The 13,264-nt window shown below is 55.0% G+C and carries 14 protein-coding genes; 7 read left to right on the top strand and 7 right to left on the bottom strand.

Translation table 11 applies throughout. From position 1 onward, the window contains the following. Positions 1 to 40: 40 nt before the first annotated feature. The 4 genes from W822_RS34790 to W822_RS45855 form a co-directional block, all read right to left on the bottom strand. Positions 41 to 445 carry a type II toxin-antitoxin system VapC family toxin gene (locus W822_RS34790; protein ID WP_024005267.1) on the bottom strand — a complete coding sequence of 135 codons (405 nt, stop codon included), beginning with the start codon at positions 443 to 445 and terminating at the stop codon, positions 41 to 43. Next, positions 442 to 714, bottom strand: a complete 273-nt coding sequence (locus W822_RS34795) for an AbrB/MazE/SpoVT family DNA-binding domain-containing protein (protein ID WP_024005268.1) — start codon at positions 712 to 714, stop codon at positions 442 to 444. Before W822_RS34795 ends, W822_RS34790 begins: the two co-directional genes overlap by 4 nt. Before the next feature lie 90 nt (positions 715 to 804). Beyond that, positions 805 to 2,019, bottom strand: a complete 1,215-nt coding sequence (locus W822_RS34800; RefSeq protein WP_024005269.1) for a CaiB/BaiF CoA transferase family protein — start codon at positions 2,017 to 2,019, stop codon at positions 805 to 807. 60 nt (positions 2,020 to 2,079) lie between these two features. Continuing rightward, positions 2,080 to 2,610, bottom strand: a complete 531-nt coding sequence (locus W822_RS45855) for a MarR family winged helix-turn-helix transcriptional regulator (protein WP_172642781.1) — start codon at positions 2,608 to 2,610, stop codon at positions 2,080 to 2,082. 191 nt (positions 2,611 to 2,801) lie between these two features. Between W822_RS45855 and W822_RS34805 the strand changes: the two genes are divergently transcribed. The 7 genes from W822_RS34805 (at position 2,802) to W822_RS34835 (ending at position 10,217) form a co-directional block, all read left to right on the top strand. Further along, positions 2,802 to 3,746 carry an NAD(P)H-dependent flavin oxidoreductase gene (locus tag W822_RS34805; protein WP_034279580.1) on the top strand — a complete coding sequence of 315 codons (945 nt, stop codon included), beginning with the start codon at positions 2,802 to 2,804 and terminating at the stop codon, positions 3,744 to 3,746. A gap of 48 nt (positions 3,747 to 3,794) precedes the next feature. Continuing rightward, a complete protein-coding gene (locus tag W822_RS34810) occupies positions 3,795 to 4,520 on the top strand; it encodes an enoyl-CoA hydratase/isomerase family protein (protein WP_024005272.1) in 726 nt (241 codons plus the stop codon). 11 nt (positions 4,521 to 4,531) lie between these two features. Then, positions 4,532 to 5,728, top strand: coding sequence for a CaiB/BaiF CoA transferase family protein (locus W822_RS34815; protein ID WP_024005273.1), 1,197 nt, complete (start codon positions 4,532 to 4,534; stop codon positions 5,726 to 5,728). 148 nt (positions 5,729 to 5,876) lie between these two features. Continuing rightward, entirely contained in the window at positions 5,877 to 6,863 is a 987-nt protein-coding gene (locus W822_RS34820; protein ID WP_031242726.1) for a Bug family tripartite tricarboxylate transporter substrate binding protein, read from the top strand. 11 nt (positions 6,864 to 6,874) lie between these two features. Continuing rightward, positions 6,875 to 7,633, top strand: a complete 759-nt coding sequence (locus W822_RS34825; RefSeq protein ID WP_024005275.1) for an enoyl-CoA hydratase/isomerase family protein — start codon at positions 6,875 to 6,877, stop codon at positions 7,631 to 7,633. Positions 7,634 to 7,656: 23 nt separating this feature from the next. Beyond that, positions 7,657 to 9,267 (top strand): AMP-binding protein, encoded by a 1,611-nt coding sequence (locus tag W822_RS34830; protein WP_253272264.1) that lies wholly within the window; start codon positions 7,657 to 7,659, stop codon positions 9,265 to 9,267. Beyond that, positions 9,264 to 10,217 (top strand): hydroxymethylglutaryl-CoA lyase, encoded by a 954-nt coding sequence (locus W822_RS34835; protein ID WP_024005277.1) that lies wholly within the window; start codon positions 9,264 to 9,266, stop codon positions 10,215 to 10,217. The genes W822_RS34830 and W822_RS34835 overlap by 4 nt, the downstream gene beginning before the upstream one ends. Positions 10,218 to 10,220: 3 nt before the next feature. Here the strand turns inward: W822_RS34835 and W822_RS34840 are convergent, their stop codons facing one another. Genes W822_RS34840 through W822_RS34850 form a run of 3 tightly spaced genes read right to left on the bottom strand, consistent with a single transcriptional unit; the run spans position 10,221 to position 13,249 of the window. Beyond that, positions 10,221 to 10,997, bottom strand: a complete 777-nt coding sequence (locus tag W822_RS34840) for an enoyl-CoA hydratase/isomerase family protein (RefSeq protein WP_024005278.1) — start codon at positions 10,995 to 10,997, stop codon at positions 10,221 to 10,223. Positions 10,998 to 11,014: 17 nt separating this feature from the next. Beyond that, positions 11,015 to 12,235 (bottom strand): CaiB/BaiF CoA transferase family protein, encoded by a 1,221-nt coding sequence (locus tag W822_RS34845; protein WP_024005279.1) that lies wholly within the window; start codon positions 12,233 to 12,235, stop codon positions 11,015 to 11,017. Between the two features lie 42 nt (positions 12,236 to 12,277). Next, positions 12,278 to 13,249, bottom strand: coding sequence for a Bug family tripartite tricarboxylate transporter substrate binding protein (locus tag W822_RS34850; protein ID WP_024005280.1), 972 nt, complete (start codon positions 13,247 to 13,249; stop codon positions 12,278 to 12,280). Positions 13,250 to 13,264 lie beyond the last annotated feature (15 nt).

Here is a 13,264-nt window from a genome sequence, read left to right on the forward strand (position 1 = left end):
TTGCATGTCAGCAGTCCTATGCACAAACCGCCCTGACTGGCTATCTTTCGAGCCAGTTTTCTACATTGAGGCCGCGGATGCGGGTAAATTCGCGCGTGTTGTCCGTCACTAGCGTGAGGCCAAGCGCACAGGCGTGTGCGGCGATCAGTAGATCGTTCATGCCGATAGGCTGGCCAGCTGTTTCCAGCTGTGCGCGGATGCCACCATATTCAGCGTCAACCGGAATATCCAATGGCAACACCGGGATGATTTCAAGAATGCCCTCCACCCTGGTGAGCAACTTGGGCGATCCCTTCTTTGCGCAGCCATAGCGCAACTCGGATGCGACGATGATGCTGGTGAAAATCTCTTTCGGCCCGGCATGCTCAATGCGACGCGCGGCGTGGCCGTCCGGATTGCGGATCACGTCGCTGATGATGTTCGTGTCCAGCAGGTATCCGCTCAAAATATATCTTCCGGTTTGGCAGGCATGTCGTCAATGGCCGGAAACTGATCTTCCGGCCCAAGCGGTAATTCTTTCCTCCACTCGGCCAGCAGCTCGACGATGTTCGTTGGCCTGGTCACAGGTTCGATGATAAGTTTGTTGCCTTCGCGGTGAATCAGCACACGATCCCCCGGCAACTCGAACTCGACAGGAATTCGTACCGCCTGGCTACGGTTGTTGCGAAATAGCTTAGCCTCTTTGGGCCTGGATGAAGTAGATAGGGTAGGCATGGCATTGCTCTCTTGTGTATATGTCAAATTGTATATACACAACTAAACCATGTCAATCCGGCGAGGGAGACTTCTTTCCACCACTAGTAACTAATCGCTTTCGAATGCATCGCCCGCCTGCAGCATTGCCTCGATATGATCGTCGCCAAGTCCGATTTCAGCCAGTATTTCCCGCGTATGCTCGCCAATATGCGGAGCGTGATAACGCAGCGTGGGCGTGTAACCCGTCATGCTGACTGGGACATTCAAATGCCGAATGGTGCCTTGTGTGGGATGCTCGCGTTTTTCGACCAGCCCGACATCTGCAATATGCGGATCGTCCAGCAGGGACGATAGCGTATGGCAGGGCATGCACGGAATATCGAACTGCGCCAGTCTCTCTTGCCAGTATTGAGTTTCGTGCCTGGCGATTTCACTGGCGCGCAAGGCGAAGAATTCAGCGATGTGATCAATCCGGTTGATGGCCCGGTTAAAGCGGGCATCTTCTTTCAGATCAGGCCGGTCGAAAGCGTCGAACAGGGCAAGCACCTGCGCATCGGTGTTGGTGGTAATGCAGATATAACCGTCGCGGGTTTTGACCGGACGGGCATTTTCATCCAGTAAACGCCGATCGCCGCTGGGGGAAACAGGCGGAACAAACGATTCGCCATACAGATGCTCGCTGAGCACCAGTGTGGCATAGCTTTCGAACATGGGGACTTCGATTTCCCGCGGACCGGGTTCCCGGGTTTGCGCGTAGATGGCGACCAGAATAGCGTTGGTCACCATCAGCGCGGCCGTACGATCCACCACGACATAGGGAACGTAACGCGGTTCGTTGCCATTGCGGGCGAACAGGGAGGCCAGGGCGGTGCCACCCTGCAAAATGGAATCATAAGCGGGGCGATCGGCATATCTGCCTTTGGCGCCAAAGCCGACAATGTTGCAGTAAATCAGATCAGGATTCGCCTCGCTCAGCGCAGCGAAGGAAATGCCGAGTCGCGCCAGGGCATCGGCTCGCATATTATGAACAACGATGTGTGACCGGGCAGCCAGTTTCATAAACGTCGCTTTGCCTTGTTCCGTTTTCAGGTTAAGGGAAATGCTGCGTTTATTTCGGTTCATGTGCATGAACTTGCCGGACATGCCGGGCGTGGGCGAATGGCCCGAAATCCATCGGATGATATCGCCCGTCTGCTGCTCCAGCTTGATCACTTCGGCGCCATAATCGGCCAGGATCTGTGTGGCGTATGGACCCACTACGGCTGAAGTCAGGTCGAGAATGCGGATATCTTTAAGCGGCAGCGTATTGTTTTTCAGTGTCATGGTGAGCGTCGGGTCAGTAAATGGCCGCGTCGGTGGATCCTAAGTGGTTTCTTTTTGAAACTATTTGTCGCCCGTGTCGGATGCAGATGTTTTATGGCGCGGGTGCAGGTCCATCAGGATCTTCGTGCGAAAGATAAGTTTTTCCAGAATCAGATCGAACTGCTCTTTCTCTGCCTCGGTCAGTACATCCAGGATTTCGTTATTGCGTCGTAATGCAATAGGAAAGGCGCTGGCATAGAGTTTTTCGCCTTCTTCAGACAGAGACAGCTGGATGCTGCGACCATCGCTATCGCTATTTCTGCGCTGAATCAACCCTCGTTCATACAGGCTGGCCACGGCCTTACTGGCGCGGCTTTTGTCGATATTGGCTTCCTTTGCGAGCATTTTAAGAGACATGGGCGCAAATGCCGCAAGCAGGCCAATAAAGCGCCAGCCCTGTTTGTCCAGGTCGAACAGATCCTGGTTGATGGATTCGGCCAGCGTGCTGCTTAAAAAGGCGAGACGGTTCAGGCGGTAGGAAAACAGTTCCTTGATATTCTCGGGTTGCTTCATAACGATCGATGTCTTTTTTGTTTCCAATGAACGAATCATGCGCGATTGCATCAAAAAAATCAACAAAAAATAGTTGAAAAAAGAAACTATATAGTTTACGATCCCAATAATGGTTGAAAAATTCAACTAGTTTGTTCGAGATGACCTAACCGAACACCCGGGTGGGAGCGCAGAAATGCCGGGCAAATACGAACCTTCTTTTGATTGACTCTTTCGCAGGCTGAATTCGCATGAAAACCCGCATTACCCAGATGTTAAATATTGAATATCCGATTATTCAGGCCGGCATGAGCTGGGCATCCTCGTGTGCAGCGTTGCCCGTCGCAGTCTCAGAGGCCGGTGGATTGGGCGTGATCGCAGCCGGACCGATGTATGAACAGGATTTCAGAAAGGTGCTGGAGACCGTACGCGCCAGCACCGACAAGCCGTTTGGTGTCAATATTCCCTTGTACCGTCCGGGCGCCCAGGCGTTTCTGGATCTGGCATACGAGTTCCGGGTGCCGGTGATTTTCGCGTCTCAGGGCGGACCGGCGAAGCATCTGGCCCGTTTCCAGGATATCGGAACCCGCTGGGTGCATGTCGTTTCCACCCTTGAGCATGCGGCTAAAGCAGCCGCCGCGGGTGTCGATGCGCTTGCTGTGGTGGGTGGAGAGGCGGGCGGACATCCCCCGGCCAATGAAGTCAGCTCACTGGTCGTGGTGCGTAAAGCCGTTCGTGATTTCGATCTGCCTATCATTGGCGGCGGTGGGGTGGCTGATGGCTATGGTATTGCAGCGATGCTCGCGCTGGGTGCCGATGCCGTGCAACTGGGTACCCGGTTTCTGATGACGCAAGAAGCCAGTGTTCATGAAGCGTACAAGACCCTGGCTGTGGCGACGGGTGTCGATGGTACCCAGTTAGTGGGACGCAAGGGCTTGCCGGTCAGAATGATTCGCAATGAGTTTGCCGATCATATGCAGCAAGTGGACCAGACGGTGACCGATAAAGAAGAATACGAAGCGCAATTTCGGAAAAGTACGCTCAAGCAGGCTGCATTGGAAGGCAATGTGAGCTGGGGCAAGGTCGAGGTGGGGCAATCGGTCGGGCTTGTGGACCATATTCTGCCGGTGCGGGAAGTGATGCAGCAATTGGTACAGGAATTGAATGCGGCCCGGCAAGCGCTGAGCCAAATCTGAATCGAAATAGCAATTGAATTGTGAATATTGAATGAATAGGAAAACAGTATGTCTGTCTTGATGACTGAAATTGAAAATCATGTTCTGACAATCAGTCTGAACCGCCCGGAAAAACATAATGCTCTGAACACGGCGCTGACACAGGCGCTGGTGGACGCGCTTCGGGAAGGCGAGCGCAATGATCAGGTCAGGGCGATTATTCTGCATGGCAATGGCAAATCGTTTTGCGCTGGAGCTGATACCGGTGAATTCAGCAGCCTGACGCCGGACGCGCCCGATCAGGTGCTGGATCGCGCCGATCTGACGACGTCATTGCATTTGGCCTTTTCCAAAATTGCAAAGCCGATTATTGCTGCCGTACATGGCAACGCCCTGGGCGGCGGCGCCGGCCTGGCACTGGCCTGCGATCTGGTGGTCATGGCTGAAGACGCCCGTTTTGGCTACCCGGAGCTCAAGCACGGTATTGTCGCCGCGGTGGTGCTGGCCAATCTGGTGCGTCAACTGGGTCAGAAAAAAGCCTTTGAACTGGTGGCCATGGCAGAACCGGTCAATGGCCATCGTGCATTTGAACTGGGACTGGTCAATCGTGTCTGCGCCAGCACCGAGGTGGTTGTTCAGGCCCGTGACTATGCCGAAAAACTGGCGGGGTGGAGTCCGGTCGCGATGGCAACCACCAAACGTACTTTCTACCGGGCCGCAGATCTGTCGCTTGAAGAGGCGCTGGCTGTCGGTCGGGACGCCAATGTAATGATGCGCGGCTTTAAAAAACATTAAAAGGATTTCGAATGCGACCACTGGAAGGACTCAAAATCCTGGATTTGTCCCGCGTGCTGGCCTGCCCCTTCGCCTCCATGATTCTGGCCGAGATGGGCGCGCAGGTCATCAAGGTTGAACAGCCCCGGACGGGTGATGAAACCCGTCATTTCGAGCCAAGGGTGCAGGGCGAGCACGGGAGCGAGTCGGCGTATTTCTTTGCATTCAATCGCAGCAAGCAGTCAATCACCGTCAATCTTCGCTCCGAGGAAGGACAGAAAATCATCAAGGATCTGGCCGCAGATGCGGATATTTTCCTGGAAAATTTTCCCGTTGGGACGTTGCAAAAATACGGCCTGCATTACGACGCGATCAAAAAGACGAATGCGGATGTGATCTATGTGTCCTGCACCGGTTTTGGCATGACCGGCCCTTACGCGCCGCGCAAGGGATATGACACTGTCTTTCAGGCGATGGGCGGCATCATGAGCCTGACCGGTGAACGTGGGGGCGGTCCTGTCAAACCCGGGTTGCCGGTGGCCGATCTGACCTCCGGACTGTGGATCGTGATTGCGATTTTGACCGGCATGGCAGGAAAAGACCGCAGCGGTCACGGCTGTCATGTGGATTTTTCCATGTTCGACGGGCAGGTGGGATTGCTCTCGCTTGCGGCAGCGCGCTATTTCACGCTGGGAGAGGTCCCCGCAAGAATGGGTACGGAACATCCCGGGCGCGTGCCGTCAGCCGCGTTTGAATGCGCAGACGGCAAATGGGTACAAATTACCGGCAGCGATCAGCACTGGCGGCCCTTGTGCGAACTGCTCGGGCTGACCGAATGGGCGACGGACGAGAAGTTGGCAAAAAATGCCGAACGTGTTCGCCGGCGCGCCGAAGTGATGGGAGGGTTGCAACAGGCGATCGGCAAACTGGACCGATCAACGGTATGCGAACAGTGTGATGAAAGGGGAGTGCCGGCAGGCCCGATTCTTTCAGTGAACGAAATTTTTGAAGATCCCCACGTCGTCAGCCGGGAAATGGTGCAGCGCTTTGCCCATCCGCAGGTGGGCGCGTTTGAAGGTATTGCCGTGCCGTTCAAATTTACCGGCTATGAGAATCCTCAGATGGGTCGTCCACCGTTGTTGGGTGAACATACCGAGACCATTCTCAGGGAGAAGTTGGGCCTGACGCCAGCCCAGATACAGGGGTTGAACCAGCTGAACGTAATTTGATGGTTATGGGTTATTTATAGGCCGTAAAAAATCATCGGATACCCGGGCAGGTGTGTCCGGTGGGCCGGCCGGGTTTCAGATGACACCTGCCATTTTTCAATACTTCATGATCGACTGATTGAGAAAATCAGCATTTCAGGAGACAGTCATGTCCAAATACACAATGTGCCGAAACAGACTATTTACAGGTGCAGCAACCTTGTTGATTGCAGGCGCCATGCATCCGGCTTTTGCTGCCGATTATCCGGCGAAGCCAATTACGTTTATCAACCCCTACGCGGCCGGTGGCCCTGCAGATATTCTGGCGCGCATTGTCGCCAAGCAAATGAGCGATGAGCTGGGCCAATCCATTATTATTCAGAGCAAACCCGGCGGCGGCGCCAGTATCGGAGCTGAATATGTCGCAAGAGCCAAGCCCGACGGGTATACCGTGCTGTTCGGAACCGCGGCGGCGCATATCGTCACACCGCTCATGCAGAAGGTCCAGTACGATGGCATTAAGGATTTCACCTTTGTCGGTATGGTCGGGAATATTCCGAATGTATTGACCGTCGCTGCTGACACGAATCTCAAATCGGTTGATGAGCTGATCAGCGATAGTAAGAAAAATCCGGAAAAATACAGCTATGCGTCTGCCGGCAATGGCAGTTCGCCGCATTTGACCGGCGAAAATTTCAAGCAGAAAACCCAGGCCAAACTGCTGCATGTACCATATAAGGGTGCCGCGCCTGCGTCGACCGATCTGGCCGGCGGCCTGGTCAAAGTCGGCTTCCTGAATCTGCCTGCGGTGCTGCCGTTTATCAAGGAAGGCAAGTTGCACGCATTGGCGATCGCGGCCAACAAGCGCTCGCCAGCCTTGCCAGACGTCCCCACCATGGATGAACTGGGCTATGACGGATTTAAGGGATCCAGCTGGTACAGCATGGCCGTGCCTGCCAATACACCGAAAGAGGTGGTCGATACCCTGTATGCAGCATTGAAAAAAGTCTCGGAAAATCCTGAAACGGTGAAGTTGTATGAAAAGCAGGGCGTCGAAGCCTTTCTGATGGATAGCAAGGCAGCAAGCGAATTTGTTGCGCAGGATCGTGAAAGAATAGAAAAGCTGCTGAAGGCGGCCAACATCACAAATAAATAAGGATACGACAAATGTCATATGAAACGATTGAACTGACAGTAGAGGAAAATGGCGTCGCCACTGTACTGTTGAATCGTCCGGAAAGCAGAAATGCATTGAACGTCAGGATGTGCGCTGAACTGGTCCGTGTTACCGAGCAGATCGAAGCCGACGAACGGATCCGCGTGGTCGTATTCCGGGGTGCGGGTCCTGCCTTTTGCGCCGGTGCCGATCTGAAGGAGCGCAAGGATATGACGTTGTCCGATATGACAGCCCGGCGGGTGGCGGGATTCTCTGCCTATGATGCGATTGAAAAAATCTCGCGTCCCGCCATCGCACTGGTGCATGGCCCTGCATTTGGTTCGGGCTGCGAAATCATTGGCGCCTGCGATTTCGCCTGGGCGACCCCGCAAGCGACCTTCCGTTACCCTGAAGTCAGCTGGGGTACGGTGGGCGCGACACAACGGATCAGCAGGATTGCCGGTATCCGGGTTGCCAAGGAATTGCTGTTCACCGGCCGCATATTCGATGCCCAGGAGGCGCGCGAATTCGGGCTGATCAACCGGATCGTGCCTCAGGAGCAAATTGAAGAGCAATTGCAGGAGATGGCGGCACATATTGCAAATGCAAAACCACTGACCGTTCAGCTCACCAAGCATTCCATTAATGCAGGCGTGGAGACCACACGGGAGGGTGCCATGGCGATTGAATTGCTGGCAATCGAAAAGAACCTGCGCAACAGCGACTGGAAGTCTGCCATTTCAACGTTCGGCAGCAACAAGGGGGAATGACCATGCTGCCCAGAGGCAAGATCTTGAGTGAAGTACTGGCTGAAACGGTTGCCGCCTATCCGCATAATGACGCGTATGTCGATCCGGATAGTCGCGAAACATGGCAATCGCTGGCCAGGAAGGTGGATCTCACAGCCGCCGCGCTGTGGAAATTGGGTGTCCGCAAGGGCGATCATGTCGCCGTCATGCTTGGCAACAGCGTACAGTGGTTGCAGACGTTTTTTGCGTGCGCGCGAATCGGTGCAGTCACTGTTCCGGTCAACACCCGTTTCAAAACCGAAGAACTTGCCTTTTGTCTGAAGCAGGCGCAAGCCAAAGCCATTGTATTGACAGAGCAGTTTCTGGGCATCGATTTCACCGCCTTGCTGAGCGATGTGGAGCCTGCGCTGGCCGGCACATTGCCGGGCGACAATCTTCCCCGGCTGGCCATGGCGCTGATGTTTGACTCGCAGGCCGTTCCTGCCGGTGCGACGGATTTTGACCGGGTGATCGCAGACGTGACGGATAATGACGTGAATGCCTGCTATGCACAATGCGGCAGAGTGGATCCGGATGACATCTTGCTGATTCAGTACACATCGGGCACGACCTCCTTTCCCAAGGGTGTCATGCTGACGCATGACAATATGCTCTCCGATGCCTATGCCGTGTCGCTGCGCATGGGCATTACCTCGGACGACCGCTATTTCAGCATCCGGCCGTTTTTCCATGTGGCCGGTTCCACACTGTCGGTGCTGGTGTCCCTGACCACCGGTTGTTGCCTGCTGACTCTGCCCAAATTCGATGTCGCGCAGGCGCTGTCATTGCTGGAACAGGAAAAATGCACGCTGACCTCAGGGAACGATACGATTTTTCTGATGCTGCTGGGACATCCCGATTTTGATCCGTCAAAACTGCATTTGCGAGGCGGGTGGGCAGCGGCCGGGCCCGAAGTCATGCAGAAAATCCACGATCAAATGCAGGTTCCCAATCTGTGCAACGCGTACGGATTGTCGGAAGCGTCGCCCAACGTAGTGATGTCGTCCTGGGACGACCCGCTACAGTTGCGTACCGAAGGCTGGGCGTTGCCCCATGACGGCGTTCAGGTGCGCGTAGTGGATCAGAATACGGGTGAAATATCGCCAATGGGTGAACCCGGTGAAATCCAGGTGAAAGGCTGGAGCGTAATGCGCGGCTATTACAATATGCCCGACGTTACCGCCAAGACATTCACCGATGATGGCTGGCTCAAGACCGGCGATCTGGGAAAGATGAACCAAGAGGGGCGTCTCAAAATGGTCGGACGCCTGAAAGACATGTTCCGTGTGGGCGGAGAGAATGTCGCGCCCACTGAAGTCGAAGGTTTTATTCTGATGCACGAGGCCATCGAACTGGCCCAGGTCGTAGGCGTGCCCGATGACCGTTTGGGAGAGGTGCCCGCCGCATTTGTTATTTTAAAAAAGGGGCGCCGTTGCACATCGGACGAGCTGATCGCCTGGTGCAAGCCGCGTATTTCAAATTTCAAAGTACCGCGTTACGTCCGGTTTGTGGATAGTTTCGACGAGATCGGTATGACCGGCAGTTCGAAAGTTCAGAAGAATAAATTACGCGCCTACGCAATCAATGCACTTGGGCTGAAGGAGTCTGGAAAATGAGCGATGTTGTCATTTGTGAATGTTTTGCACGCGACGGTCTGCAGCATGAACCGCAGATGCTGCCGCTGGAAACCAAGCTGGCGCTGATCGACCAGTTCACCGATATGGGGCTGACGCGTATCGAGGCTATGTCTTATTCCAATCCGAAAGTCATTCCGCAATTTGCCGATGCCACCGAAGTGCTCGCCGGCATCCGGCGTGGTGACGGCGTCTATTATAAGGCCACGTGTGCCAATGTGCGGGCTGTGGAGCGGGCGCTGGCCGATACCGAAAAGGGCATCGGCGCCAATGAAATCAGCCTGCTGGTGTCTGCAACCGATAGTCATTCACTGAAGAATCTGAAACGAACCCGTGAGGATCAGTGGAAAAATATTACCGATATGGTTGCCGCGGCGAATGGCCGGTATCGTATGGTCGGTACGATTTCAATGGCATTTGGCTGTCCGTTCGAGGGCACGGTCAGCGAGTCGGACGTATTGAAAGACGTGGAAAAGTTCAGCAAGGCCGGGGTGCAGTTGGTCGCATTGGGCGATACGACCGGCATGGCGGTGCCGGCGACCACCCAACGCCTGTTCAGTGCAGTCATAAAAGAATTTCCGGACGTGGTGCCGGTGGCTCATTTTCACGATTCGCGGGGAACGGGCATTGTCAATTATCTGGCTGCATATGAAAGCGGCGTACGGTACTTTGATTGCTCCATGGGCGGCGTCGGCGGGCATCCGACCGAAGTGAAATATGGCGGCGGCTTTACCGGCAACGTCTGCACGGAGGATTGGGTCAACCTGCTTGAATCCATGGGCGTGACCACGGGCATTGACCTGGAGAAGATGATGGCAACGTCAGCCTATTGCGAATCTGTCCTGGGCCGCCAGTTGTATTCGAAAGTGGCCTTGAGCGGGCTCAATCCGTTGCTGGACCGGCCCGCCGCGACTCCTGTATCGGCTTCCTGATAATCAGCGGCCTTTAAATACCGGCTTGCGTTTTTCAAGAAATGCGGCGCGTGCTTCCTGGGCATCTTCAGTCTTTGCAATGGCCGCGGTCATGTCTTGTTCGTAGCGGTAGCCGTCGCGCAAGCTCATGTCTTCAATGGCGTTGGCGGTCTGGATCAGCAGCTTGATCGACAACGGGCTCTTTTCCGCAATGACCCGGGCAATGTCCATGGCGGCGGCAAGCAGTTCTTCGTCGGGCACGCACGCCTCTACGATACCCAATCGGTACAGTTCTTCACCGGTCACGCGCATGCCGGTAAGCATCATCCGGCGAAGACGCGAATGACCGAACAGCCGCTGGGCGTGTCGGACACCGCCCAATAGTCCCACGTCGACCTCAGGAAGACCGAGCCGGGCAGAGTGCCCGGCAATCAGAACGTCACTTGAGGCCACGATCCCCAGCCCCGCGCCGAGAGCGGCGCCGTTGATAGCGCTGATCACGGGCTTGGAGCACTCCCGGATGGCGTGAAACGCCTCGCGCGTCCGGCGCGAGTGTTGATGCAGGCCGCCGGGGTTGGCTGTGATTTCACTTCGATTCTTGAGATCTGCGCCTGCACAGAATACTTTTCCTTTTCCCGTCAGGACGATTGCCCGAACGTTGTTATCATCTGACAGCTGGTCCATTGCCAGCGCCAGGCTGTTGAGCATTGCCGTGTTGACGGCATTGACTGGCGGATTGTCCAGGTAGATGAGGGCGATATAGTCTTTAATCTGGATGTCCAGTGCGTTCAATGGGTTCATATGGTGTCCTGGTTGGGTTAAATAATAGAGTGTTCTTTCAAGCGACTGATGTCACTGTCTGAATAGCCAAGTGCAGATAGTATTTCGGTATTGTGCTGGCCGAGCAGAGGCGGCGGCAGATCAAGCTTGAGAGCCGAGTGTCGAAACCTGAAAGGATTCACCACTTGCGGTATGTCCTCGCGCAGTGGATGTGGGAACTTTTTGAGCAACCCACGATGTTTGACTTGGGGGTCGTCAAAGACTTCGGCAATGTTATTGATCGGCCCGGACGGCACGCCGGCTTGCTCAAGCGCGCTTAACAAGGTGGCTTTGTCCTGCTTTGCCAGCGCCTGGTCAAGAAAATTGTCCAGCTCCGCCAGGTTGACGACCCGGGCGGCATTGGTCTTGAATTTTTCAGACTCAGCCATGTCAGGACATCCCAGAATCAGGCAGAGTTTCGCAAATTGGGCGTCGCTGCCAACAGCAAGGATGATTTGTCCGTTTTTGCAGGTATATACCCGCTGAGGCTGGATATTGGGATGATTGTTGCCCCTGCGAATCGGGATCTGATCGGTGAGCAGGTAGTTCATTGCCTGGTTGGCAAGCAGCGACACCTGGACATCCAGCATCGCCATATCGATATACTCCCCGCGTCCAGTCTCATTGCGATGCACCAGCGCCGAAAGAATCGCTGATGATGCATAGACGCCCGTAATGAGATCGATCAGCGGAATGCCGATTTTTTGCGGTCCTCCGCCGGGTTTGTGATCGGCTTCTCCTGTTACGCTCATGATGCCGCCCATCGCCTGAATCATGAAATCGTAGGCCGGCTGCGATTTTCTCGGGCCGGATTGTCCGAAACCGGTGATGGAACAGTAGATCAGCCGGGGATTGATTCGCTGCAGATCTTCGTACCCCAGACCAAGCTTTTCGAGCGTTCCGACTTTGAAGTTTTCCAGGACAACGTCTGCCTGTTTGGCGATTGTTTTGATTATTTCCTGGCCTTCGGCTGTTTTTATGTCAACCGAAATAGACTTCTTGCCGCGGTTGGCGATCAGATAATAGCCTGATTCCCGGGTGTCTTCTCCCTGTTCGTTCTGCAGAAAAGGCGGGCCCCAGGCACGGGTGTCGTCCCCGGCGCCGGGGCGTTCAATTTTGATGACATTGGCGCCGAGATCAGCCAGAATCTGGCTGGCCCAGGGACCTGCCAGGACACGGCTCAGGTCCAGTACGGTGATATGGGAAAGCGGGTTTGACAAATGTATACTCCTGTTAAATCGGTTTCTGCAGGGCGCTTGACGCTACTTGGGCGACAGGCCTGCGCCGTCGATCACTTTCTGCCATTTGGCTTGCTCTTTCGTGATCAGGGCCTGTATTTCCTGTTGGGTGCTGCCTTCGGCCAGAATGCCCTGGGCAAGCAGTTTGTCGGTTACCTCCGGTTCACGAATGGCTTCGTTGACCGCCTTGTTCAGGATGTTGACGATGTTGTCGGGTGTTTTACTGGGAACGGACAGATAATTCATGGGGGATGCGTCGTAACCGGGAAGCGAATCGGCAATGGGAGCGACGCCGGGAAGCAGTGATATTTCCGTGGGTGTGGTGACGCCCAGCGCGGTCAGCTTGCCGGATTTGATAAAGGGCATATAGACGGCAAGCGTATCAATGGCCATGTCCGTGTTGCCACCGACCAGATCCTTCAGCGCCTCTCCCGTTCCTTTGTACGGGATATGCTGTAACTTGATGTGCGCGAGGGTTTGCATCAGTTCTCCGTTCAGGTGGCTGCTGGCGCCAATGCCTGCGCTGGCATAACGGATTTGTCCGGGTTTTCGCTTGGCAAGGGCGATCAGTTCATTCACGGATTTGACCGGCAGATTGCTGTTGATCACCAGCACGCTGGGGGCGACCGACACTTTGGATATCGGTTTCAGGTCTGAAGGATCGTAGGGCAGTGATTTCATCAAATGCGGGTTGGTAATCTGAGGGCCAGGGGTCGTGTAAAGGATCGTGTATCCGTCGGGTGCAGACCTGGCAACATAGGCTGCGCCGATGGTTGCGCCCGCTCCTGCCTTGTTTTCGACCACGACCGGCTGACCCAGCTTTTTGGCCAATGCCTCGCTGATGATTCTTGCTGTTAAATCCGCTCCGCCGCCAGGCGCAAAAGGAACGACCATTCTGAGCGGTTTGGTGGGAAAGTTGGTGCTGCTGGCGGCATGGGCATTCATGCACAATAGCAGGGCTGTCGCGACAGACGAGATTGAAATCGTTATATTCATGTTGTCTCCTGGGGA

The sequence above is a fragment of the Advenella kashmirensis W13003 genome (assembly GCF_000506985.1).
GTDB lineage: Bacteria > Pseudomonadota > Gammaproteobacteria > Burkholderiales > Burkholderiaceae_B > Advenella > Advenella kashmirensis_A.

What these genes read in the sequence shown, in the direction of transcription:
- W822_RS34795 (WP_024005268.1), bottom strand. Translation starts at nt 714, where the DNA reads ATGCCTACCCTATCTACTTCATCCAGGCCCAAAGAGGCTAAGCTATTT.
- W822_RS34800 (WP_024005269.1), bottom strand. Translation starts at nt 2,019, where the DNA reads ATGACACTGAAAAACAATACGCTGCCGCTTAAAGATATCCGCATTCTC.
- W822_RS45855 (WP_172642781.1), bottom strand. Translation starts at nt 2,610, where the DNA reads ATGATTCGTTCATTGGAAACAAAAAAGACATCGATCGTTATGAAGCAA.
- W822_RS34805 (WP_034279580.1), top strand. Translation starts at nt 2,802, where the DNA reads ATGAAAACCCGCATTACCCAGATGTTAAATATTGAATATCCGATTATT.
- W822_RS34810 (WP_024005272.1), top strand. Translation starts at nt 3,795, where the DNA reads ATGTCTGTCTTGATGACTGAAATTGAAAATCATGTTCTGACAATCAGT.
- W822_RS34815 (WP_024005273.1), top strand. Translation starts at nt 4,532, where the DNA reads ATGCGACCACTGGAAGGACTCAAAATCCTGGATTTGTCCCGCGTGCTG.
- W822_RS34820 (WP_031242726.1), top strand. Translation starts at nt 5,877, where the DNA reads ATGTCCAAATACACAATGTGCCGAAACAGACTATTTACAGGTGCAGCA.
- W822_RS34825 (WP_024005275.1), top strand. Translation starts at nt 6,875, where the DNA reads ATGTCATATGAAACGATTGAACTGACAGTAGAGGAAAATGGCGTCGCC.
- W822_RS34835 (WP_024005277.1), top strand. Translation starts at nt 9,264, where the DNA reads ATGAGCGATGTTGTCATTTGTGAATGTTTTGCACGCGACGGTCTGCAG.
- W822_RS34840 (WP_024005278.1), bottom strand. Translation starts at nt 10,997, where the DNA reads ATGAACCCATTGAACGCACTGGACATCCAGATTAAAGACTATATCGCC.
- W822_RS34850 (WP_024005280.1), bottom strand. Translation starts at nt 13,249, where the DNA reads ATGAATATAACGATTTCAATCTCGTCTGTCGCGACAGCCCTGCTATTG.